Origin of the sequence: Salinirubellus litoreus (genome assembly GCF_037335815.1) — an archaeon.
Taxonomy (GTDB): Archaea; Halobacteriota; Halobacteria; order Halobacteriales; family Haloarculaceae; genus Salinirubellus; species Salinirubellus litoreus.
Genome location: NZ_CP147841.1, coordinates 3956913 through 3977998, shown reverse-complemented (window position 1 = coordinate 3977998; position 21086 = coordinate 3956913). Strand labels below are relative to the sequence as shown.

22 protein-coding genes and 1 other RNA gene are annotated in these 21086 nt (G+C 70.2%); 12 read left to right on the top strand and 11 right to left on the bottom strand.

Features of this window, described 5'->3' with window-relative positions:
- Positions 1 to 11 precede the first annotated feature (11 nt).
- Positions 12 to 337: RNase P RNA component (gene rnpB, locus WDJ58_RS19890), an RNA gene on the top strand.
- Positions 338 to 767: 430 nt separating this feature from the next.
- Here the strand turns inward: rnpB and WDJ58_RS19885 are convergent.
- Both WDJ58_RS19885 and WDJ58_RS19880 read right to left on the bottom strand, forming a co-directional pair.
- Positions 768 to 1526: a DUF5806 family protein gene (locus WDJ58_RS19885; protein ID WP_338915050.1), complete on the bottom strand. Its 759-nt coding sequence runs from the start codon at positions 1524 to 1526 to the stop codon at positions 768 to 770.
- 92 nt (positions 1527 to 1618) lie between these two features.
- Positions 1619 to 2023 carry an SHOCT domain-containing protein gene (locus WDJ58_RS19880; protein WP_338915049.1) on the bottom strand — a complete coding sequence of 135 codons (405 nt, stop codon included), beginning with the start codon at positions 2021 to 2023 and terminating at the stop codon, positions 1619 to 1621.
- Positions 2024 to 2149: 126 nt separating this feature from the next.
- On the opposite strand from WDJ58_RS19880, the gene WDJ58_RS19875 reads away from it, so the two are divergent.
- Complete coding sequence (locus WDJ58_RS19875; RefSeq protein ID WP_338915048.1) at positions 2150 to 2518, top strand: universal stress protein; 369 nt, start codon at positions 2150 to 2152, stop codon at positions 2516 to 2518.
- The gene (locus WDJ58_RS19870; protein ID WP_338915047.1) at positions 2515 to 3054 is read left to right on the top strand and encodes a GNAT family N-acetyltransferase; all 540 of its coding nucleotides are present in this window, start codon (positions 2515 to 2517) and stop codon (positions 3052 to 3054) included. Before WDJ58_RS19875 ends, WDJ58_RS19870 begins: the two co-directional genes overlap by 4 nt.
- A gap of 32 nt (positions 3055 to 3086) precedes the next feature.
- Here the strand turns inward: WDJ58_RS19870 and WDJ58_RS19865 are convergent, their stop codons facing one another.
- Positions 3087 to 3521, bottom strand: a complete 435-nt coding sequence (locus tag WDJ58_RS19865) for a universal stress protein (RefSeq protein ID WP_338915046.1) — start codon at positions 3519 to 3521, stop codon at positions 3087 to 3089.
- Positions 3522 to 3646: 125 nt separating this feature from the next.
- Here WDJ58_RS19865 and WDJ58_RS19860 point away from each other — a divergent pair, with 125 nt between their 5' ends.
- Positions 3647 to 4120 (top strand): universal stress protein, encoded by a 474-nt coding sequence (locus tag WDJ58_RS19860; RefSeq protein WP_338915045.1) that lies wholly within the window; start codon positions 3647 to 3649, stop codon positions 4118 to 4120.
- Positions 4121 to 4175: 55 nt separating this feature from the next.
- Positions 4176 to 5279 (top strand): DHH family phosphoesterase, encoded by a 1104-nt coding sequence (locus WDJ58_RS19855; RefSeq protein WP_338915044.1) that lies wholly within the window; start codon positions 4176 to 4178, stop codon positions 5277 to 5279.
- A gap of 18 nt (positions 5280 to 5297) precedes the next feature.
- On the opposite strand, the gene WDJ58_RS19850 is transcribed toward WDJ58_RS19855, so the two are convergent.
- The 4 genes from WDJ58_RS19850 to WDJ58_RS19835 all read right to left on the bottom strand — a co-directional run bounded on the left by WDJ58_RS19850 (position 5298) and on the right by WDJ58_RS19835 (position 7494).
- Positions 5298 to 6080 (bottom strand): SDR family oxidoreductase, encoded by a 783-nt coding sequence (locus tag WDJ58_RS19850; protein WP_338915043.1) that lies wholly within the window; start codon positions 6078 to 6080, stop codon positions 5298 to 5300.
- A 67-nt stretch (positions 6081 to 6147) separates the two neighbouring features.
- Positions 6148 to 6612, bottom strand: coding sequence for a DUF5807 family protein (locus WDJ58_RS19845; RefSeq protein ID WP_338915042.1), 465 nt, complete (start codon positions 6610 to 6612; stop codon positions 6148 to 6150).
- Positions 6605 to 7066 carry a DUF7112 family protein gene (locus WDJ58_RS19840; protein WP_338915041.1) on the bottom strand — a complete coding sequence of 154 codons (462 nt, stop codon included), beginning with the start codon at positions 7064 to 7066 and terminating at the stop codon, positions 6605 to 6607. The genes WDJ58_RS19845 and WDJ58_RS19840 overlap by 8 nt, the downstream gene beginning before the upstream one ends.
- Before the next feature lie 8 nt (positions 7067 to 7074).
- Positions 7075 to 7494, bottom strand: coding sequence for a 30S ribosomal protein S6e (locus WDJ58_RS19835; RefSeq protein ID WP_338915040.1), 420 nt, complete (start codon positions 7492 to 7494; stop codon positions 7075 to 7077).
- 117 nt (positions 7495 to 7611) lie between these two features.
- Between WDJ58_RS19835 and WDJ58_RS19830 the strand changes: the two genes are divergently transcribed.
- From WDJ58_RS19830 to WDJ58_RS19820, 3 genes are all read left to right on the top strand, one after another.
- The gene (locus WDJ58_RS19830) at positions 7612 to 7890 is read left to right on the top strand and encodes a hypothetical protein (protein WP_338915039.1); all 279 of its coding nucleotides are present in this window, start codon (positions 7612 to 7614) and stop codon (positions 7888 to 7890) included.
- A gap of 75 nt (positions 7891 to 7965) precedes the next feature.
- On the top strand, positions 7966 to 9003 hold the full coding sequence (locus WDJ58_RS19825) for a M48 family metalloprotease (protein WP_338915038.1): 1038 nt from the start codon (positions 7966 to 7968) through the stop codon (positions 9001 to 9003).
- Positions 9000 to 10133, top strand: a complete 1134-nt coding sequence (locus tag WDJ58_RS19820; RefSeq protein ID WP_338915037.1) for a hypothetical protein — start codon at positions 9000 to 9002, stop codon at positions 10131 to 10133. Before WDJ58_RS19825 ends, WDJ58_RS19820 begins: the two co-directional genes overlap by 4 nt.
- 12 nt (positions 10134 to 10145) lie before the next feature.
- Here the strand turns inward: WDJ58_RS19820 and WDJ58_RS19815 are convergent, their stop codons facing one another.
- Together WDJ58_RS19815 and WDJ58_RS19810 are read right to left on the bottom strand one after the other, a co-directional pair.
- On the bottom strand, positions 10146 to 10625 hold the full coding sequence (locus WDJ58_RS19815; RefSeq protein WP_338915036.1) for a peroxiredoxin family protein: 480 nt from the start codon (positions 10623 to 10625) through the stop codon (positions 10146 to 10148).
- 78 nt (positions 10626 to 10703) lie between these two features.
- Entirely contained in the window at positions 10704 to 10847 is a 144-nt protein-coding gene (locus tag WDJ58_RS19810; protein ID WP_338915035.1) for a hypothetical protein, read from the bottom strand.
- 125 nt (positions 10848 to 10972) lie between these two features.
- On the opposite strand from WDJ58_RS19810, the gene WDJ58_RS19805 reads away from it, so the two are divergent.
- Positions 10973 to 12334, top strand: a complete 1362-nt coding sequence (locus WDJ58_RS19805; RefSeq protein ID WP_338915034.1) for an NAD-dependent succinate-semialdehyde dehydrogenase — start codon at positions 10973 to 10975, stop codon at positions 12332 to 12334.
- Entirely contained in the window at positions 12331 to 13914 is a 1584-nt protein-coding gene (locus tag WDJ58_RS19800) for an acetolactate synthase large subunit (protein WP_338915033.1), read from the top strand. Before WDJ58_RS19805 ends, WDJ58_RS19800 begins: the two co-directional genes overlap by 4 nt.
- Positions 13915 to 13961: 47 nt before the next feature.
- Here WDJ58_RS19800 and WDJ58_RS19795 read toward each other — a convergent pair whose 3' ends face one another.
- Positions 13962 to 15245, bottom strand: coding sequence for an MBL fold metallo-hydrolase (locus WDJ58_RS19795; protein ID WP_338915032.1), 1284 nt, complete (start codon positions 15243 to 15245; stop codon positions 13962 to 13964).
- 62 nt (positions 15246 to 15307) lie between these two features.
- The gene (locus tag WDJ58_RS19790) at positions 15308 to 15622 is read right to left on the bottom strand and encodes a hypothetical protein (RefSeq protein ID WP_338915031.1); all 315 of its coding nucleotides are present in this window, start codon (positions 15620 to 15622) and stop codon (positions 15308 to 15310) included.
- A 408-nt stretch (positions 15623 to 16030) separates the two neighbouring features.
- Here WDJ58_RS19790 and WDJ58_RS19785 point away from each other — a divergent pair, with 408 nt between their 5' ends.
- A complete protein-coding gene (locus WDJ58_RS19785; RefSeq protein WP_338915030.1) occupies positions 16031 to 20542 on the top strand; it encodes a PAS domain S-box protein in 4512 nt (1503 codons plus the stop codon).
- Positions 20543 to 20682: 140 nt separating this feature from the next.
- Positions 20683 to 21078 (top strand): ArsR/SmtB family transcription factor, encoded by a 396-nt coding sequence (locus WDJ58_RS19780; protein WP_338915029.1) that lies wholly within the window; start codon positions 20683 to 20685, stop codon positions 21076 to 21078.
- Positions 21079 to 21086: the final 8 nt, after the last annotated feature.

Here is a 21086-nt window from a genome sequence, read left to right as displayed (position 1 = left end):
TACTTCACGGTGGCAGAGGGAGCCCGGCCTCCGCTACCGGGGCGACCCGGAAGTGAGGAAAGTCCCCCCACCGTCCGGGCGGGCGACCGGACGCAAGTCCGGAGCGGGAGACCGCTGGCTCTGGAACAGCAACGAGACCACTCCACGCGACCGATGAGGCGCGCGAAGCGACCCGAAAGGGAAGCGAGTTGACCCGCCAGAGGAGTGATCGTGGAGAACGGATGGAACGGCGCAACCTCGCCGGTGCAAGCCCGCCGCAACCAAGGTAGCCCGGACACGTGGCGGGTGCTCAGCCGAATGCCGGGCCGAACAGAAGGGGGCTTACTCCCCTCCAGCCACCATCTTTTTAGAGCCGGGGGTGTCATCGCGCGCCTGCGGCGCGCTTCGGCACCCCCGGTCCAAAAACATGGGTGAAAAAGGCCGCTCGTGAGCGCCGGAGGCGCTCACTCGCGGGTGCAGACGGAACGACACCGCACCGCGCCCCGTCGAGCTCACCAGGGCCACGTCCCGGTGGAGGACTCCGAACGGTGATTCCGACCGGGGTACAAGCATCCGCGACCGAGCGAAGTCCTACGTGAGCGACCGAAGGGAGCGAACGAGGACGTTGCTGGACGAGCGAAGCGAGTCCAGCAGAAGCGAGGTCGCGGTTCACCCGCCCCGAGCGAGCAACGCGAGCGAGGGGCGCACTTTTTCCCCAAGTTTTTGCGACGAGAGGTTCCCGAGCGAGCGAAGCGAGCGAGGGAACCCGAGGAGGAAAAAGTGGTGGTCTAGTCGTCAGCGGATGCGGGTTCCGTCTCGACGTGTTCGCCGTCGGGTGAGAGTTCGTGGCCGCACTCCGGGCAGGTGACGTTGTCGTGTCGCAGGGCGGCGGAGGACTCTCTGACCTCGCGCATGACGCTGGAGATCCGATCCTCCGCTTCGAGCTCCTCGTCGACGGTGAGTTCGACGCCCTCGACTTCGAGGAGGAACTTCGCCACCTCCGTCACCTCGTACATCAGGTCGTCGAGCTCCTCGGCGGTGAAGAAGTCACACATCGCGCCGTAGAGGAAGGTCGCGCCGGCCTTTCTCACTTTTCCCTTGAACGACGACCGGGCCTGGTTCACGGCCTGCGGGGTGTACGTGTCGGTCATGAACGGAACGAGATGCGGGAGGTTCTCGCCGATCTTCGTCATCTCGACGCCAGTCTCGGTGCGGAAGTCCGCACAGAGCCGCGCGATGGCCCACTCGCGGGCCGTGATGTACGTCCGATCGCGGAGGAACTCGTTGGCCCGGTCGTAGGTCGCGCCGTCGATCTTCGAGAACCGGGCGTACTCCCTGACGTCGGCCGGGATTTCGGGCGCTTCGTTCCCCTCGCTCCCGGTGTTCTGGGTTCCTCCCTGTCCGTCCGCGGTTTCCGGATCGTCCACCCGTCTGATGGCTTGCGTCGGCCCGTTTCGGTCGTCCGCGTCGTCGACCCGCCGGACCGCCGGCGTGGGGTCCCCGTCCCCGTCCTCCCTGTCCGCCTCCCCGGGCGACTCCTCGTTCATGTTTCGGTGTGGGGAGCGTCCACAAAAAGACCTGTCGTCCGTGTCTGACGGGCGGCGGACGGGCTCGCAGACGGGGAGTGCGGGCCGAGCGACTACGTCTCCTCGGGCTCGCGTCCCCGGCGTTCGCGCCGGAGGTACTCGGCGGCGCTCGCCTCGTCCTCGGTCTCGAGGAGCCGTTCGAGCCGGTGTTCGAACTCCTCGTCGGAGAGTTCACCCGCCGCGTACCGGCGCTTCAGTCGTTCGAGCGGCGATTCCCCCTCTTCCTCCTCGACTCGTTTGCGGCCGTCCCCCTCCTCCCGGTCGGTCCCGTAGTCGTCCTCGTCCTCCCCGAGCGCGATGGCGACCAGCGGGAGGACGACGGCGTAGCCGACGACGAATATCACCCAGAAGTCGACCCCGGGGACGAGATTCAGGAAGAGATCCGCGAGCCCCAGTCCGAGGATGAGGACGGCGAGGACGCCGGTCAGATCCGTCCGGAGGTTTCGGAGGACGCCCATACTCGCGGTTGGCCGAGACGAGAGAAAAGCGTTCTCCCGGTGAACGTGTAGCCCTGGACCCGTCGGGCCGTGTCCTCCCCCCGACGGAAGCGTAGGCTTTTGATGCGGGACTCCCACCCCCCGGGCATGAGAGTGCTTCTGGGCATCGGCGGGAGCGAGGACTCGTTCCGCGCGCTCGAGCGGACCGTCGAGCGGACGGCCGAGGCGGGCGACGAGCTGACGGTCGCCGTCGTGGAGAACCCCGACTCCGATCCCGACGTCGAGGCGATCCGCGACCGGATCGAGACGGTCCTCGACGAGGCCGGCGTCGAGGCCGAAGTCCTCGCCCTGGAGGGACACGCCGGGAGCCGGCTGGTCGAACTCGCCGAGGGCGAAGGATTCGACCGCCTCGTGCTCGGGGGTGGCGAGACCTCGCCGCTCGGAAAGGTCTCCCTGGGCGAGATCACGGAGTTCGTCATCCTGAACGCGAACACCTCCGTGACGCTGGTCCGATGACCAGGGCGTACCCCGACGAGGTGGCGGGCCCCTACGACCCGCCCCCCCGGTCGTTCGAGGACTCCGGCGGACGGGAGATCCGCGTCCACACCTACGGCGAGGGCCCGGTCGACGACGAGTCGGAGGCCCTCGTCGAGATGTACGTGGGGTACGATCCCGAAGATCGAGCGCAGGGCATCCCGCCGACGGGCGAGGAGACCGTCCGGGAGTGGCTCGAGACCATCCTCGACCCGGAGTCCACGAACGTCGTCGCCTGGCACGGGAACAGGGCGATCGGTCACGCCACGCTGGTCCCGGACGGCACCGACGCCTACGAGCTCGCTATCTTCGTCCTCGCGGGTTACCAGAGCGCCGGCATCGGGACGCGGCTCATCGAGGCGCTACTGGGTGCGGGCCGGGAGGAGGGGATCGACCGTGTCTGGCTCACCGTCGAGCGGTGGAACACCCCGGCGGTGAACCTCTACCGGAAGGTGGGATTCGAGGCGGCCGGGAACGGGAGCTTCGAGATGGAGATGGCAGCCCGGCTGGTGGATTGACCGGAGGACGCGGATATCGGAGAGGAGATTCCCTACACCGAGAGGACGGGCTGGGTGGCGTACGCGAGAACGTACTGGGCGGCCTTCTCGATCGTCGCGTCGGGATCGCCGGTGACCGGCTGGCGGGGGAGGACGATGAAGTCGGCGGCCACCTCGTCGGCCGCGTCGAGGATGACGCTCCCCGGGTGCTGTGTGAGCCGCGAGGAGGAGAACCCGTACGCCGAGGAGTGGGTGATCGGGGTCTCCCCGGCGATCTCGCGCGCCGCCTCCATCACCTCCTCGGAGAGCGCGGCGACGTCCTCGTCGTCGACGTCGCCGGTTTCGAGCCCGCGGCTGGCCGCCTCGCCGAGGACGTGCAGCGCGTGGACCTCCGCGCCGTAGCGTTCGGCGACGGCGACGGCGTACTCGAAGGCCTCCATCGCTGCCTCGCTACCGTCGACGGGCGCAAGGACCGTCTCGACCTCCATGTCCGGCGGGTCACCCCCGGCGGACAAAAACCCCACCGGTAGGACTGTCTGCTCGGTTCGGACGGGACCGACCCCCTCGGCCCGGTCGAGGGAGGTTTATCACGGGGGAGGCTGAACCCCCGTCCATGTTCGAGACGGTGGTCATCGCGACCGACGGGTCGGCGAGCGGCGAGCGCGCCGTCGAGACGGCCGTCGACCTCGCCGGGCGGTTCGACGCCGAGGTCCACGCGCTCTACGTGGTCGACGAGTCGAAGGTCGACGCCCTCCCGGACGACCTCCACGAGGAGGTGTCCGAGGCGCTCTCGGACCAGGGGACGGAGGCGCTCGAGGCCGTCGAGAGCGCGGTCGACGGGCCGGTGACGGCCGTCGTCCGCGAGGGTCGCCCCGCACAGCAGATCGCCACGTACGCCCGCGAGATCGACGCGGACGTCGTCGCGACCGGAACCCGCGGTCGGGGGGGCGAGCACTCGTTCCTGCTCGGGAGCGTCGCGGAGGCCGTCGTCCGGACCTGTCCGGTGCCGGTGCTGACGGTCCGCCAGCTCGAACGGGGGGGCGGATCGCCGGACGCGGCGCGGGCCCCCGACGCCGCACAGGTCTGAGGGTCCGTGGCCGGCGAATCGGGAGGTTCTTGCGGCGGGCGGCTCTCGCCCGTCTATGGACGACTGGCTCATCGACGACGAGCGCCTCCCACTCTCGCGGCGGTCCGTACTCCCCGGCGAGGGGTTCTTCTTCCCGGACTCGCTGGAGGAGGAACGCGCGGAGCTCGAGGCGCAGTCGGCGCTCACCGGTGCGGGGACCGCGGTCGTCGCCGACCCGGACTCCGACGGGCTGGCCTGTGTCGCGCTGGTCCGCGAGGCGTTCGGCGAGGGGGCGCTCCTCCCGACGGGTCCCCACGAGATCGACGAGGCACTCTCGCACGTCGCCGAGTTCGCCGAGCCGGGGGCCCGGATCGTCGTCTGTGACCTCTGTCCGGACCACCCCGACGACCTGGAGGCGCTCCCCGAGGTGGTCGAGCGGGCCGGCTCGGTCCGCTGGTTCGACCACCACCAGTGGGACGACGATCTCGTCCGGACGGTCGAGCGAGCGGGCGTGGACCTGGTGGTCGGGGACTCCGAAGAGGAGTGTACCGCCGACGTCGCGCTGCGCTCGCTCGAGCACGATTTCGACGGCCGGTTCGCCGACCTCGCCACGGCCACCCGCGACCACGACCTCTGGATACGCGAGGACCCCCGCAGCGACGACCTCGCCGACTACGCCTACTGGGAGGAGCCCGAGGAGTACGTCAGGATCGTCCGCCGGTTCGGCGCGGACCTGCCCGAGCCGGTCCTCGAGTACCTCGAGGAGCGCCGGGTGGAGAAGGACGCGCTGATCGAGCTGGCCGTCAAGCGCGGCGAGACCGTCGATATCGGCCCGTGGACGGTCGGCGTGACCTACGGTCGGTGCTCGCAGAACGAGGTCGCCGAGGCGATGCGCGAGGCGGGTGCCGACGCGAGCGTGATCGTCAAACCGGCGGGGAGCGCGAGCATCCGCGGGACCGATGCGTTCGACCGGTGCCACGAGGTCGCCGGGCGGGTCAACGGCGGCGGCCACCCCAAAGCGGCGGGGTGCAAGCCCGACATCTACGACGACATGCTCGACTACGCCCACCACTGGACGACCCGCGGCGCGGTGACGAAGCGGGTCATCCTCGACGCCTTCCGCGATGTGCTCGACGAGGCCGAAGCGGAGGACGAGGAGGGCATTGAGAGCGATCGGTAACGGCGCGGAGAACCCGTATCAAACTCGCGCGCCGCCGTCGACCGGGATCGCCGCGCCATTGACGAAGCTCGCGTGCTCGCTGGAGAGGAACGCCACGAGCTTCCCCAGATCGAGCGGATCACCCGGGCTCTCGTAGGGCGAATCCCGTAGCAACGCGGACCACGCGGCGTCGAGGTCGGCGTAGACCCCGTCGTCGACGAGTTCCGTGAGGAAGAGTTCGAGGTCGTCGGTGTCGTGGGGGCCGGGGAGGACGGAGTTGACGCGGACGTCGGGCGCGAACGCTCTCGATTGAGTCTCGGTCACGCCCTGGACCGCCCGGCCGAACGAATTCGTCACCGAGAACTCCCCGCCGAGCGCGCCGACGACGGGGTTCGTCACGTTGACGACCGTCCCGCCGTCGGCGGCTTCGAGGTGGGGGTAGCACTCGCGTATCGTCCAGACGACGCTCATGAACAGGCGGTCGAACCCCCGGAACCAGTCCTCGTCGTCGACCTCGAGGAACCGCTCGGATTCGAGGGGCCGGGGACCGGTTACCAGGTGGTCGATACCACCGTACTGCTCGACGGTCTCGTCGACGAACGCCTCGACCTGGCCGCGGTCCCTGACGTCCACCTCCAGGCCGAGGATGTCGCCGTCACCGACGGCGTGGAGGCGGTCGCTCGCGTAGGCCAGGTCGCCGAGGTTCGGGCTCGCGAGCGCGACGCTCGCGCCCTGTCTCGAGAACGCCTCCGCACAGGCGTGGCCCAGCCCGGTCGCGCTCCCGGTGACCAGCGCCACGTCCCCGTCGAGGTCGAGGTCCATAGTGAGGGTTCGGCTACCGGCCCCAAAACACTCACGGGGCCCGCGAACCTGCCCCCGGTCGCCGGTATCAGCCCCCGTTTTCGCCTTCGCCGGCGATCCACTTCTCGGAGTAGGTCTTCCCGCAGGCACAGGCCGCGTAGCCGTGGATCACGTCGCCCTCGGCGTAGAGCCCCTCCATCTCGGGGTGGTGTGCCTCGGCGAAGGCGAAGACGAACTTGACGTAGTGATCCGCGCCGTCGCCGGCGTCGGGGCAGTTCCCGCCGGTGAGGTCCTCGTCGATCTCGCCATCGGTATCCATCGCCATCCCCGCGAAGTCCATCGGGTCGAGCGAGGTGGCCCGCTGGAACGCCGCACGCCCCTCCTCGCCGGGCATCACGAGGAGCACGCCGTCGTCGGTCCGGATACCCATCTCCGAGAGGGCCTCGACGTTTCCGACACCCTCCTCGTGGAGGTAGATACAGACGTCGTCGACGCGCTCGCCGCGGCGGAACGCCGCGTAACGGGCCTCGGCGGCGGAGGCGTCGTCACTCATCGTCCCCGGCCCCCTCCGTGTCCCTCGTCCGCTCGGCGATGGCCGCGAGCGAGTCGTTCCGGCTCGTCTCCGGGAGTTCGTAGACGGCGCTCGTCCCCGCCCGGCGGACGCCGTAGAGTTCGCCGGCTTCGACGACGTCGACGAGCACGGATCGGCCGACGTCGACACCCTCCGCGTCGGCCCACTCGACCAGTCGGTTCTCGCCGTCGGCCTCGCGCGCCAGCCGGCGGTTGTCGTACGCGCCGCGTATCTCGACGGTGTCGTCTATGGCGCGGTCGATCCGCGCGAAGCGGGTCCGCCCGCCGAGGACGAGCCGGACCACCTCCCCGACGGGGAAGGCCTCGACCGAGTCGTCGGGGACGGCGATCCGTGGTCGGCCGGTCGCGCCCGCGGCGGCGAGCGTCGCGCGGACCGTCTCCACGGAGGGGTTGTCGGCCGCGATACGGTCCGGCATCGAAGGGGTTACTCGTCGTCCTCGTCGCCCTCGCCGCCCTCGTCGTCGCCCCCGCCGAGCAGTTCGTCGACGGACTGATCCCCCCGAGTAGCGATCTTGGCGTTGATCTGTCGGGTCTCGTCGCTCACCTCGCGGCCGCGGACGGTGACGCGCTTTCGCTCGCCGTCCCGCGTCGGGTTGAACCCCGTCCCGCCGGTGAGCAGGACTGCCTTGAGGTCCGGTCCGCGGACGTCACCGCGCATCGGTCGGCCGGCGGTGTCGGATCCACCGGTGATCTCGAGTTCGTATCCCGAGAGGCCGACGGCGGAGCCGTCGACCGTCTCGCCGATGGAGCGTCCCATGAACCGGTTCGCGTCCTGTCCGTCCACCTCGAACTGGTGCGTGGCCCCGTCGTCGGGGTCCGCGACGGAGACCTGGAAGTCAGCCATACCGGGAGGAGCGTCCGCCGGAGCAAAAGCGTGTTGAAACGGCCCGTCGGCCTGGCGTGGAGTGTCAGGGCGTGTTCGGATCGAAACGGCGAAGCCGCCGGCACGATCAGCGACCGTATGAACCGCGCCCGTCTCGAAGCGACCCTCCGCGAGACGTTCGACCCGTCGCCGGGTGCGCTTCGCGTGGTGGTCCGGCAGGCGACCGACCTCGACGACGACGGCCGGTACGAAACCGACACAGGCCGGGCGCTCACGGCGGAGGTCGTCGTCGAGGGGCTCGGGGACGCCCCCGACGAGAGCCTCGTCGATCGGTGGAACTGGTGGCTCGGCTCGCTCGAGTTCGCCTACGGCGACTACGCCGAGTTCCAGGTCCAGGGCTACCGACCGGACGAGTAGACGCGGCCCGGGGCCATCGCTCGATACTCCGATCCGGCAGAAGGTACTTGTCCGACGGCGGAACAGTTCGGCACGATGGCCCTCCAGTGGGAGACCAACCGTGCTCTCCAGGCGCGGATGGCGTTCGCGCTCGTCCTCGTCGTCGTCCTCCCGGTCACGTTCGTCTACGCGTTCGTCCTCCTGATGAACACCGTCGGCGTCGAACTGCTGACCTTCGCCACCGAGCGCGAGTGGCGGGGGCGGTTCTACGTCGAACCGTGGCTGGCCGTCGGCGCGGTCGCCGTCGGCTTCGTCGCCCAGTACCTCCTCTGTGAGCGGTCGGCGCTCCGGGCGGTCGGGGCGCGGCGGGTCGACCCCGACGAGTACCCCGAGGTCCACGACGCGCTCGTCCGGCTCTCGGGTATCGTCGGCGTCGAGACGCCCGACCTCGCGGTCGCGCGAACCGACGTTCCCAACGCGTTCGCCGTCGGGCGGCGGCCGTCCCACGCGACGGTCGTCGTCACGACGGGGTTGCTCGACCTGCTCGACGCCGAGGAGATCGATTCGGTCCTGGCCCACGAACTCGCCCATATCCGGAACCGCGACGTCAGCGTGATGACCCTCGCGTACTTCCTCCCCTCGCTCGCGTATCTGGTCGCGATCGGGGCGTACCTCGTCCTCGTCGGCGTGTTCAAGGTGCTCTCGGGGTTCCGGCACGTCGACGACGACGGGGCGAAGGGGCTCGTCGTCGTCGTGGTCGTCCTCGTCGTGAGCGCGGTCTGCACGATGCTCGTCTCGGCGGCGTTCTGGGTCGGGAGCTTCCTGCTCTTTCGCCTGCTCTCGCAGTACCGCGAGTTCGCCGCCGACCGCGGCGCGGTGGCCATCATCGGGGATCCCTCGGCGCTGGCATCGGCCCTGCGCAAACTCGACGACGGGATGAGCGGCCTGCCCGACACGGACCTCCGGGACGCCGACGGCGGCATCGAGGCGCTCTACGTCGCGCCCATCGACGACTACCAGTTCGGCGAGGATCGCGAGCTCATATCGAGCGACCTCTTCCCGGCGACCCACCCCCCAGTCGGGGAACGGATCGAGCGACTCCGTGATCTCGCCCGCGAGGCCGAGATCCGATGACCCGGCGGGCGACCCGTCGATCGGTCCTCGCCGCACTCGCCGGCGGAGTAACTACCCTCGCGGGCTGTGGCTACCGGCCCGGCGGCGGGGAGTTCCGGTGGTCGACCGGCGTCTTCCACGGCGTCGACGGGATGTGCCTCGACGGCGGGACGGTCCTGGCCGTGACCCGCGAGGCCATGACGTTCGACTTCGGGTCCGAGCGGTGGTACGAGGGCGGGAGCGTGACGGCGCTCGACCCCGAGCGCGGGGAACGGACGGGGGAGTACGGGGTCGAAACGCCCGCATCGGCCGCCGCCCGCGGCTCCGGCCTCGTCTACGTCGGCACCACGGACGGGACGGTGATCGCCGTCCCGATCGAGGCGGACCCCCGTGATTTCGGCGGCGAAGGACGGGGAACCGCGACTCCCGAGCCCGAGGGATGGACGACGGATCCCGGGATCGCCCCGTCGGGGGTCGAGACGGTCACCGTCGGGGAGTCGGTTTACGCGGGCGGAGCCGACGGGCTGGCCGCCCTCTCGACGGATGGCTCGGTCCGGTGGCGCTGGGAGGACGGGACCGTCGTCGGAGCCATCTCCGGGGCGGACGAGACGGCGGTGTACGCGCTCGCCACCGATCGGCTGGTCGCCCTCGCCGGGGACGGAACCGTCCGGTGGACCCACGACGTCACCACCGAGCGCGCCGGCTCCGAGCCGGTCGCGCCGGCGGTCGGACCCGACGGCGTGTACCTCGCCGACACCACGGGACTGACCGCGCTGGCCCACGACGGGGCCGTCCGCTGGGAACGTGACGTGGGTGACCCCGCCGCGGGAGCCGCGCTCTCCGGGCGCGGCGTCCATCACGTCTCGACGGACGGGACCGTCCGGTCGTTCTCGACCGGGGGTCGCGAGCGGTGGGCGCACGATCCGCGTGGACGGACCGGATCGGGGATCGACGCCGCGGGCGGTCGGGCGTACGTGCTCGCGGGCGAGTCGCTGGTCGCCGTCGGGCCGGAGGGGACGGCCTGGCGCGTCCCGCTCGACGGAGGGGAGGAGCCGTTCACCCCCGAGTTCGGGCCGTTCGTCGCCGGGCGGACGCTCGTGCTCGGCGGCTCCGGCGAGGTGCGGGGCTACTGGCGGTCGCAGTTGCGGTGAGGAGTGGTCGATTCAGGCGAACGGGTCCTCGTAGTCGTTGCGGACGAAGTAGCGGACCCAGTTGCCGTACGTCCGGTCGGCCGGGTGGTCGGCGACCTGCTCGTACCGGACGACACCGTCCTCGTCGATGACGTACGTGGCGGCGATGCCGGTCAGCCCGTGGCTCGTCTCCTCGGTCCCGGAGTACTGCGCTGCGACCTCGCCGTCGGGGTCGGCCAGCAGCTGGAAGGAGAGGTCGAACCGGTCGCGCATCCCCGCACACTTCGGCAGCGGGCTCGTCACGACGGGGAGGACGTCGAGTCCCTCGTTGAACCTGAGGTCCTCGGCGACGCGGTCGAACGTCGCCAGCTGCTCGGCACAGAAGCTACACCAGAACCCGCGGTTGATCAGGACGACCGACGGGCCCGAGTCGAGCGACTCCGAGAGGGTCGTCTCGCCGCCGGCGGTGTTCCCGAGCGTGAAGTCGGGTGCTTGATCGCCTTCGAGGCTCATGGCAGGCCCGAGGGCCGTCGGAGGTGTAACCCTGCCCACACCGTCCGTTCCTGCCGGTTCCGGGGACGCGGAGCCGAGCTACTCCCGGACCGACTCGACGTTGTAGGTGAGGTTCACCTCGTTCGTCGAGCGGGTGTCGGCCTCGCGCTTGGCCTCCTTGCGGGTCTCGTACGGTCCCGCCACCCGATTGCCGTTCACCGTGACGTAGTAGACGGTCGGCACGACCGCTCGTAGACCGCCGGGGTTGATATGGGTTCTCGTAGCCGACGCCGGCCCTCGGTCCGTTCGGCAGGAAATCTCAGGCGCAGGCCGAAGGTGTAACCGTCTCGGTTCCGAACATCTCGTCCATGGACGCCGTCAACCCAGCGACCGGCGAGCGGATCGACACGTACGAGGAGCACACGGGGGACGACGCCGACGCCGCCCTGGATCGGGCGACCGAGGCGTTCGAGGAGTGGCGGGAGCGCCCGCTCCGCGAACGCGAGGAGCTGCTCGCGAGCGCGGCGGAGGTGCTCCGGGAGAACGAGGAGAGGTACGCGGAGATCATGACCCGCGAGATGGGCAAGCCGATCACCCAGGCGCGGAGCGAGGTCGAGAAGTGCGCCTGGGTCTGTGATCACTACGCCGAGAACGCGAGTGCGTACCTCAACCCGGAGCCCCACCCGAGCCCGCCCGGATCGGACGTCGAGACGGTGTACGACCCGCTCGGGCCGGTGCTGGCGGTGATGCCCTGGAACTTCCCCTTCTGGCAGGTGTTCCGGTTCGCCGCGCCGTACCTCACCGCCGGGAACGTCGGCCTGCTCAAGCACGCCTCGAACGTTCCGGGATGTGCGATGGCGATCGAGGAGGTCTTTCGAGAGGCGGGTTACCCCGACGACGTCTTCCAGTCGCTGCTGCTCCCCTCGGACCTGATCGACGACATGCTCGCCGACGAGCGCCTGCGCGCGGCCACCCTCACCGGGAGCGGCCCCGCCGGTCGCGCCGTGGCGTCGACAGCGGGCAAGAACCTCAAGAAGACGGTGCTGGAACTCGGCGGGAGCGACCCGTTCGTCGTCCTCGACGACGCCGACGTCGAGGCGGCCGCCGAGACCGGCGCGTGGGCGCGCAACCTGAACGGCGGCCAGTCCTGCATCGCCGCCAAGCGGTTCGTCGTCCACACGGACGTCTACGACGAGTTCCTCGATTCGTTCGTCGAGGAGGTCGAGTCGCTGACCGTCGGCGATCCGATGGACGAGGACACCGAGGTCGGCCCGCAGGCCAAGGCGGACCTCATGGAGGAGTTCCACGAGCAGGTCGAGGCGAGCGTCGAGGCCGGCGCGGAGGTCCTGACCGGCGGCGAGCCGCTCGACCGCGAGGGGGCGTACTACCCGCCGACGGTCCTGACGAACGTCCCCGAGGGGTATCCGGCCGACAGCGAGGAGCTGTTCGGGCCCGCCGCGGCCGTCTTCGAGGTCGACGACGAGGAACAGGCGGTGGAGAAGGCCAACGACACGCAGTTCGGGCTCGGTGCTAGCGTCTGGACCGAGGACCGCGAGCGCGGCCAGCGGGTCGCCCGACGCATCGACGCCGGCTGTGTCTACGTCAATCAACTGGTGAAGTCCGATCCGCGGGTCCCCTTCGGCGGGATCAAGGAGTCCGGCTACGGGCGCGAACTCTCCGGGGTCGGCATCAGGGAGTTCGTCAACCGCAAGACCGTGTGGGTCGAATGAAGGCATCCGACCTGCTGGTCGCGTGTCTCGAGCGCGAGGGCGTCGAGCACGTCTTCGGGCTCCCCGGCGAGGAGATGGAGGACCTGCTGTTCTCGCTCCGGGACTCGGAGGTGACGTTCGTCCCGACCCGACACGAGCAGGGTGCGGCGTTCATGGCCGACGTCCACGGCCGGCTCACCGGCGACGCCGGGGTCTGTCTCGCGACGCTCGGCCCCGGCGCGACCAACCTCCTCACGGGTGTGGCAGACGCCCACCTCGACAAGAGCCCGCTGGTGGCGATCACCGCACAGGGCGGGCTCGAACGGCTCCACAAGGAGAGCCACCAGGCCCTCGACGTCGTCGATACCTTCGAGCCGGTCACGAAGTGGAACGCCCAGCTGAACGACTCGGACATCGTCCACGAGTCGGTCCGCAAGGCGTTCAAGCTGGCCGAGTACGAGAAGCCCGGCGCGACCCACCTCGAACTCCCCGAGGACGTCGCCGGCGAGGGGGCCACCGTGGAGCCGCTACCGGCCCGCGACCGGATCCGCTTCGCCGCCCCCGACGCGGAGACCCTCGATCGGGTGAAGGAGCTGCTCGGGGAGGCCGAGCGCCCGCTGATCGTCACCGGCAACGGCGCGGTCAGGACCCACGCCGCGGAACCGCTGCGCGACCTGGTGGAGACGACCGGCATGCCGGCCGTCTCGACGTACATGGGCAAGGGAGCGGTCTCGGACGACGACCCACACTCGCTGATGACGCTCGATTCGGGGGCCCACGGCGAGGCGACCGAGGCCATGGCCGAGGCCGACCTCCTGCTGACCGTCGGGTACGACATCGCCGAGCACGACCCCGACGAGTGGGGTCACGAGAACGCGAGGATCGTCCACGTCGACAGCGAGCCCGCGGAGGTTTACGAGGCGTACAATCCGGACGTCGAGGTGGTCGCCGACATCGGCCGGACGCTCGAACGGCTCGCGGAGTGGTGCGGCGACACGGGGACGCGGTTCGGCACCGACTGGTACGCCGACCTCCGGGAGCACATCGTCGAGGACGTCGACCGCGAGCCTTCCGACGAGGCTCCGTTCACCGTCCGGGACGTCCTGCCGCTGCTGCGCGAGGCGATGGCCTCCGAGGACGTCCTGCTCTCGGACGTCGGGAGCCACAAGATGGCCATCGCGCAGAACTTCCCGACCTACGAGCCCAACACGACCATCGTCTCGAACGGGCTCGCCTCGATGGGCATCGCCGTTCCCGGTGGGCTCGCGGCGGACCTCGCCGTCGACGCGAACGTGGTCGCCGCGACCGGCGACGGCGGTTTCCTGATGAACGCCGCCGAGATCGAGACCGCCACCCGGCTCGGCTGTGGCTACACCATCGTCGTCTTCGTCGACGACGACTACGGCCTCATCTCCGAGAAACAGGAGAACCACACCGGCGAGTCGTTCGGGACCCGTCTCACCACGCCCGACCTGGTGACGTTCGCCGAGAGCTTCGACATCGACGGCTACCGACCGGAGTCGCCCGACGAACTCCGTGACGCGTTCGAGACCGCCGTGGCGAGCGACGGGATGGCGCTCGTCGAGGTCCCGGTGGAGTAGCGACCGCCCTTCGACGCCGCGGCGGTTCGCCTCGTCGTCCGCCGGACTCAGACGACGACCGTCTCGCCGAGTTCCGGCGCGCTCGCGTCGAACCCGTCGGCACGGAGTTCCTCGGCGAACGCCCCGCACCGGTCGCCGTGGTTGACGAGCACTTCGGTACCCCGGTAGTCGTCGAGGAACGATCGGAGTCCGTCGCGGTCGGCGTGCGCCGAGAAGTCGTAGGACTCGACCCGCGCGCTGACGGGCATCACCCGGCCGTCGATCTCCGCGCTCCCCGTGTCGAGGAGCTCCCTGCCGGGGGTGCCCTCGACCTGATACCCCGTCAGGGTGATCTTGTTCACCGGGTTCGACCGTATCTCCGGGATGTACGTCATCGCCGGCCCGCCCGAGAGCATCCCGCTGGTCGTGACGACGACGGTCCCCGAGTCGATTATCCGCTTTCGCTGGCCGTCCCGGCCGGTGACGAACCGGGCGTGCGAGGTCGCCCGCCGGAGCGCCTCGGGATCACGGACGAACTCGGGGTACTGCTTCAGCATCTTCGTCACCCGCTTTCCCATGCCGTCGACGTAGCAGGGGATGTCGTACGCCTCGCAGATCAGCAGCATCTCCTGGGTGCGCCCGATGGCGAACGCGGGCACGACGACCGATCCGCCCTCCCAGAGCGTCGTCCGGACGCTCTCGGCGAACCGCTCCTCTACGACCCGGCGCTCCTCGTGTTCGACGTCCGAGTACGTGCTCTCACAGACCACCACGTCGGCGTCCGGTCGGGCCGTCGTCCCGGCGACGAGCCGCTGGTCGTCGGTGTGGAAGTCGCCCGTGTAGAGGAGCCGGGTGTCGCCGTCGTCGTCATCGGACTGCGTCCGATCGTCCGAGGGACTCCGCCCCTCGCTGACGAGGACGTGCGCGCTCCCCGGGATGTGACCCGCGTCGAAGAAGGTCACCTCGTGGCCGGCGGCCTCGAAGGTCTCCCCGTAGCCGTGGAGCGTCGAGGCCTCGGTGACGCGCTTGACGTCGTTCTCCGTGAACGGACAGTCGTACGTCCCGCCGTGAAGCTTGAGCGTATCGCGCGCGAGCGTGAGCGCGAGTTCGTACGTCGGCGGCGTCCAGTGGATCGGCGGGCGGTCGTCCCCCGAGAGGAGCGCGGGGACCGTTCCGGCGTGGTCGAGGTGGCCGTGCGAGACGACGACGGCCTCCGGGTCGAGGTCACGGGATCCGACCGGGAACCCCGGAGGGTTCCCCGTCTTCATGCCGAAATCGAGGAGCAGGGAGTCGTTCACGAGGACGGCGCTCCGGCCGACCTCGCCCGCACCCCCCAGAAACCGGAGCTTCATGACCTCCGGTACCGCGTCAGGGCGTTTCGTTCCGTCGGTTCTCCCGTCCCATTCGGAGCCGGCTATCGGACGTCCGAGGTGGGCTCCTCCCGGGGGTGCTCCGCGAGGGATCGTCCGACCCGCAGGCGGACACCACCCGGCAGGTCGATCCTGAGTTCCCGGCCGTCCCGGAGGCGGCGAACCAGCCCCGTCGCGTGCCTCCCCCCGGCGAGCAGGCAGACGAGGGCGACGAGCCCGGCGAGGCCGACCAGCGGCCGGCTCGCCACGAACAGCCCTAGCGGTATCGCCGCCACCAGGAGGAAGGCGGCGGCCAGGGTCCGGGGATCGGTCGGGTTCGATGCGTTCGGGTCGCGGGGGTCGATCGGTGGGGAGTACACGTCTCTGATGGAGGCCGAGTGCGGTTCGCCCGCTCGTGGGGGGGCGGTGCTTCGTGAGGGGAGCGAGGCCGAAGACCGGTGTGAGGCCGGGACGCCGTCGAGCACGCAGGGCGTCCGTGGCCACGCCGTCTCGGACTCCTCCACACCCCACCGTCACACCGCCAGACACGGAAGCGACCCGGATACGTGTGTACCCCGGGCAACCGCCGACCGGCTATACTGCTAGACCACCGTTCGCCGAACCGTCAGATGGGCCCCGGGGACGGCCCCGTCGATGCCGATCGTTTCGTTCGAGAGGGCTCCGGATCAGAGAAACCTGAAGACGGGGACCGATCCGAGGACTGAACGGTCGGGCGTTCCCGCTGATTCGTCCGACAGTATTAGGGGGGCGGAGGAGTAGCCGATCCCATGCCGGACGTCACGGGGGAGCGACTCCGGGAGCTCGAGCGGGCCGAGGAGCGCCTCCGCCTGGTCGCCGAGAACGTCGAGGAGGTCATCCTCGTCGCCAGCTCGGACCTCTCGGAGATCGAGTACGTCAACCCCGCCTACGAGGAGCTGTACGGCCAGCCGGCCGAGCGGCTCTACGAACGGCCCCGATCGTTCCTCGACGCGGTCCACCCGGCGGACCGCGAGGCCTACGAGACGGATGTCGAGACGATGCTGACGGACTTCGAGCGCGACGACCCGCGGTCGGTCTACGAGGGGGAGTACCGTCTGGGGGACGGGGAGAGCGAGCGACCCCGCTGGATCCACGTCTCGCGCTACCCGGTTCTGGAGGAGGACGGGGGTGGGGTCGAGCGGTTCGTCGCCGTGGTCGAGGAGGTCACCGAGCGCCGGGAGTTCGAGCGAGCCTACCGGGAGGTGTTCGAGCACGTCGGCGACGGGCTCGTCGTCCACGACCCGGGGACGGGCGAGATACTCGACGTCAACGAGCGGTTCTGCGAGATGAACGGCTACGAACGGGACGACCTCGTCGGTGAGACCGTCGACGTCGTCACCGCCGACGGGGAGGGCTACTCCTACGAGGAGGCCGGTCGGTACATCCGGGCGGCCCGCGAGGAGGGACCCCAGCTGTTCGAGTGGCGCAACGAGCGGGCGGACGGCTCGACGCTCCCCGTCGAGGTCCACCTCGCCGTCGTGGAGATACGCGGCGAGGAGCGGGTGCTCGGGAGCGTCCGCGACGTGACCGAGCGAAAGCGCCGCGAGCGCGAGTTCGAGCAGATATTCGACGGCGTCAACGACGCTATCAGCGTTCACGACCCCGAGACGGGCGACATACTGGCGGTGAACGACACGTACGTCGAGGAGTTCGGCTACGACGAGTCGACGATCCTCGAACTCGGCGTCGAGGGGTTGAGCGTCACCGAGGAGGGGTACACCGGGGAACGCTCCCGGGAGATCATCAGGGAGGTGGCCGAGACCGGCGAGTCGACGACGGTCGAATGGCTGGTCGAGACCGCGGGCGGTGAACGCCGCTGGTACGAGGTCAACACGACGACGGCGCGGATCGGCGGCGAACTCCGAGTGCTCGGTATCTCCCGGGACGTCACCGAGCGGCGTCGCCGCGAGCGGACCATCCGCGGCCTCCACGAGTCGACGGACGAGCTCCAGAACGCCGAGACCGTCGAGGCGGTGTGCGAGGCGACGGTGACGGCGATGGAGGAGGTGCTCGACCTCTCGCTACCGGTCTGCTGGCTCCGGCGCGAGGGCGATCCACCCACCCTCGAACCGGTCGCCGCGAGCGACGACGCCCGGGAGTTCTCCGGCGGCCCCGGTACGCTGGAGCGGGGGACGTTCGAGTACGACCTGTACGAGCGGGGGGAGGCGGCCGTCTACGACCCCAGCGAGCGCTGGGACCGGACGTCGCTCTCCCACGCGCTCATGGTCCCGATCGGCGACCACGGGGTGATCGGCGCGGCCGACCCCGGCGTCGAGGAGTTCGAGGACGTGGTCCTCGACGCGGCCCGGATCCTCGCCCGACACACGGCGACGGCCCTGGACCGGGTCGAGCGGGCACGAGAGCTCCGCGAGAGCGAGCGGCGCTTCCGGCTCATCGCCGAGCGGGTCGACGAGGTCATCTTCCTCGCCGAACCGGACTTCTCGGAGCTTTTCTACGTCAACGACGCCTACGAGGAGATCTGGGGGGAGTCGGTCGAGGCGCTGTTCGAGGACCCGCGGCGGTTCCTCGACGGAATCGACGACCGCGACCGCGAAGCGTTCGAGGCCGACTTCGAGGCGATGCTCGCGGACATCGAGCGCGGCGAGGCCGCGGACAGCTACACCTTCGAGTACCGGGTCCGCCGCCCCGACGGGACGATCCGCTGGGTCCGTGCGACCGGCTACCCCGTCGCGCTGGACGGACCGGCGGACGAGGACCGCGGTGACGAGACCCGGTTCGTGGGCATCGTCGAGGACGTCACCGAGCACCGGGAGCTCGAACGCACATATCGTGCGGTGTTCGAGCACGTCTCGGACGGGCTGGTCGTCCACGAGCCCGAGACCGGGGAGATACTCGAGGTCAACGAGCGGTACTGCGAGCTGACCGGCTACTCCGAGGCGGAACTGGTCGGCGGGAACGTCCAGCTCATCGTCCCCGAGGACCCGACGGACACCTACGAGGACGCACGCGAGCGCATCCGGGTGGCCCGCGAAGAGGGGCCACAGCTGTTCGAGTTCGAGGGCGAGCGGGCGGACGGCGAGCGGTTCGTCGGGGAGGTCCACCTGAGCACCGTCGAGATACGTGGGGAGGAGCGCGTGCTCGCGAGCGTGCGCGACGTCACCGAGCGCGAGCGGCGCAAGCGCGAACTCCGCCGGCTCACCGAGGAGTACGAGACCATCTTCGAGAACGCCCAGGACGCCCTGTTCTTCGTCGACGTCGAGCGGCCCGTCGACGGTGACGAGGACGAGGGAACCCCCGAGTTCGTCTACCGGCGGACGAACCGGGCCCACGAGGAGCAGACGGGGTTCTCGACGGAGGAGGTCGTGGGGAGGACCCCCCGGGAACTGACCGGCGAGGACGTCGGTGCCGGGATCGAGGCGAACTACCGCCGCTGTGTCGAGTCGCGCGAGACCGTCACCTACGAGGAGGAACTCGATCTCCCGGCCGGCGAGAGGATCTGGCAGACGAAGCTCTCGCCGGTGGAGATCGACGGGGAGGTTACCCAGATCGTCGGCATCGCCCGGGATATCACCGAACGCCGCGAGCGCGAGGAGACCCTGGAGACGTTCCACGACGCGACCCGCGAACTGGTGTCGGCCGGGTCGCGCCGGGAGGCCAGTCGGATGGCGGTCACGGCCGCCGAGGAGGTTCTGGGATTCCCGCTCGTGAGCGTCCACCTCTACGACGAGGAGACGGGGTCGCTCCAGCCGGTCGCAGCGACCGACACCCTCGAATCGGTACTGGATTTCCTCCCCTCGTTCGACCCGGGCGGGAGCCTCCCGTGGCAGGTGTTCGTCGACGGTGAGGCCGTCCGGACCACCGGGAACGAGGCCGCGTCCGGCATCTACGGTCGGGGCGTCTCCGACCCCGACCTCCTCCTCCCGCTGGGTTCACACGGGGTCATGCTCGTGGGCGCACCGGAGCGGGAGTTCGATCCCGGGACGACGGAACTGGCGCGGATCCTGGCGGCGACACTCCAGGCGGCGCTCGGGCACGTCCGGGGCCAGCGCGAACTCGAGGCCCGCGAGTCCGAGATCGAACGACACCGCGAGCGGGCCGACCGGCTCGAACGGCTCAACACCGTCATCCGGGAGATCGAGCAGGCGACCGTCGAGAAGTCCTCGCGGGAGGCCATCGAACGGGCGGTCTGCGAGCACCTCGCCACCGTCGAGAGCTACCGGGTGGCGTGGGTCGCCGAGCCAGACGTCGCCGGCGAGAGCCTGGTCGTGCGGGCGAGCGACGGCGACGAGCGCGGGTACGCGGAGTCGCTCTCGGTCGACGTCGGTGGCGACGGCGCGGGCGATCACCCTTCGGTGACCGCGTTCGAGACCGGCGAGATCGACGCCGTCCGGGGGCTGGCGACGGGCACCGCGCTCGGCGAGTGGCGCAAGGCCGCGCTCCGGGCCGGCCTCCAGTCGATGATCGCCGTCCCCCTCGCGGGTGAGGGCACCGTCCACGGCGTCCTGACCATCGCCGCCGGCGACCCGTCCGCGTTCGACGAGGACACCGCGGAGATCCTCGCCGAACTGGGCCGGTCGGTCGGGCACGCCGTCTCGGTCGTGGAGCGCCGGGCGGCGCTCGAGTCCGACACGACGACCGAACTGGAGTTCGAGGCCGACGACGACGCCCTCTCGTTCGTGTGGCTGGCCGAAGCGATGGAAGCCGAGGTGACGCTCGAACGGGCCGTCCGACGGCCCGAGGGGGCGTTCGGGGCGTTCTACACGGTGGAGAACGCCGACCCGGACCGGATCGTCGACCGCGCGGCGGCCGCACCCGGCGCGGAGGACGCCCACGTCGTCAGCGAGAGCGAGGACGCCTGTCTGATCGAGGTGACGACCTCGGACTGGTTCGGGACGACCTTCGCCGAGCACGGTGCCGTCGTCCGAACCGCGACGGCCGAGGGTCCCGAGGGGCGGCTCGTCGTCGAGGCACCACGGGCCGCCGACGTTCGGACGCTGGTCGAGTCGTTCCGCGAGCGCTACCCCGACACCGAACTCGTGGCCCAGCGGACCCGCGAGCGGGCCGTCCAGACGCTGCTCGAACTCCAGGATCTGCTCGGCGAGCGGCTGACGCCCCGCCAGCTCGAGGCGCTGGAGACGGCCTACTCCGCGGGCTACTTCGACTGGCCCCGCGAGTCGAGCGGGGAGGAGATCGCCGAACTGCTCGGGGTCACCCAGCCCACCTTCAACAAGCACCTCCGGTCGGCCGAGCGAAAGGCGTTCTCGATGCTGCTCAACCGGGAGTACCCCGACGCCGACTGACGGAGTCCCGTTCGGGTGTCTCGACGCCGCTCGCGGGACCGGGCGGCCGGGAGTCAACGTGTATAGCCCCCTGTCGAACCGTCACAGGAACGTGTGTATACGAACGACCCGTGGAGGCGGGGTCCGGATCGGGTGGTGTGATGGAAACCGATACCGGACTGCTCCCACACCGGCCGCCCGTCGACGAGCCGGACCGGGAGACGCGGGTCGTCGACCTCGACACGGCCGAGGCCGCGGAACTCTGTGGCGTCCTCGCCTCCGAGACCGCGACCGACATCCTCGCGGCACTGAGCGACGAGCCGATGGCCGCCTCGGACGTCGCCGAACGGGTAGACACGTCGCTCCAGAACGCCCACCACCACCTCGGGCGACTGCGCGAGTCCGAACTCGTCCGCGTCGTCGATACCTGGTACTCCTCGCGCGGCTCGGAGATGAAGGTGTACGCGCCGGTCAACGAGCGCCTGGTCCTCGCCGCGCCGACCTCGGGAGCCGACCCGGCGACCGAGGGGAGGGAGGTGCCGGTCGCCGTGCGGTAACGGGGTCG

Coding starts and splice junctions, on each gene's coding strand:
- WDJ58_RS19885 (WP_338915050.1), bottom strand. CDS start 1,526: ATGAACGAGGAGTCGCCCGGGGAGGCGGACAGGGAGGACGGGGACGGG.
- WDJ58_RS19880 (WP_338915049.1), bottom strand. CDS start 2,023: ATGGGCGTCCTCCGAAACCTCCGGACGGATCTGACCGGCGTCCTCGCC.
- WDJ58_RS19875 (WP_338915048.1), top strand. CDS start 2,150: ATGAGAGTGCTTCTGGGCATCGGCGGGAGCGAGGACTCGTTCCGCGCG.
- WDJ58_RS19870 (WP_338915047.1), top strand. CDS start 2,515: ATGACCAGGGCGTACCCCGACGAGGTGGCGGGCCCCTACGACCCGCCC.
- WDJ58_RS19865 (WP_338915046.1), bottom strand. CDS start 3,521: ATGGAGGTCGAGACGGTCCTTGCGCCCGTCGACGGTAGCGAGGCAGCG.
- WDJ58_RS19860 (WP_338915045.1), top strand. CDS start 3,647: ATGTTCGAGACGGTGGTCATCGCGACCGACGGGTCGGCGAGCGGCGAG.
- WDJ58_RS19855 (WP_338915044.1), top strand. CDS start 4,176: ATGGACGACTGGCTCATCGACGACGAGCGCCTCCCACTCTCGCGGCGG.
- WDJ58_RS19850 (WP_338915043.1), bottom strand. CDS start 6,080: ATGGACCTCGACCTCGACGGGGACGTGGCGCTGGTCACCGGGAGCGCG.
- WDJ58_RS19845 (WP_338915042.1), bottom strand. CDS start 6,612: ATGAGTGACGACGCCTCCGCCGCCGAGGCCCGTTACGCGGCGTTCCGC.
- WDJ58_RS19840 (WP_338915041.1), bottom strand. CDS start 7,066: ATGCCGGACCGTATCGCGGCCGACAACCCCTCCGTGGAGACGGTCCGC.
- WDJ58_RS19835 (WP_338915040.1), bottom strand. CDS start 7,494: ATGGCTGACTTCCAGGTCTCCGTCGCGGACCCCGACGACGGGGCCACG.
- WDJ58_RS19830 (WP_338915039.1), top strand. CDS start 7,612: ATGAACCGCGCCCGTCTCGAAGCGACCCTCCGCGAGACGTTCGACCCG.
- WDJ58_RS19825 (WP_338915038.1), top strand. CDS start 7,966: ATGGCCCTCCAGTGGGAGACCAACCGTGCTCTCCAGGCGCGGATGGCG.
- WDJ58_RS19820 (WP_338915037.1), top strand. CDS start 9,000: ATGACCCGGCGGGCGACCCGTCGATCGGTCCTCGCCGCACTCGCCGGC.
- WDJ58_RS19815 (WP_338915036.1), bottom strand. CDS start 10,625: ATGAGCCTCGAAGGCGATCAAGCACCCGACTTCACGCTCGGGAACACC.
- WDJ58_RS19805 (WP_338915034.1), top strand. CDS start 10,973: ATGGACGCCGTCAACCCAGCGACCGGCGAGCGGATCGACACGTACGAG.
- WDJ58_RS19800 (WP_338915033.1), top strand. CDS start 12,331: ATGAAGGCATCCGACCTGCTGGTCGCGTGTCTCGAGCGCGAGGGCGTC.
- WDJ58_RS19795 (WP_338915032.1), bottom strand. CDS start 15,245: ATGAAGCTCCGGTTTCTGGGGGGTGCGGGCGAGGTCGGCCGGAGCGCC.
- WDJ58_RS19785 (WP_338915030.1), top strand. CDS start 16,031: ATGCCGGACGTCACGGGGGAGCGACTCCGGGAGCTCGAGCGGGCCGAG.
- WDJ58_RS19780 (WP_338915029.1), top strand. CDS start 20,683: ATGGAAACCGATACCGGACTGCTCCCACACCGGCCGCCCGTCGACGAG.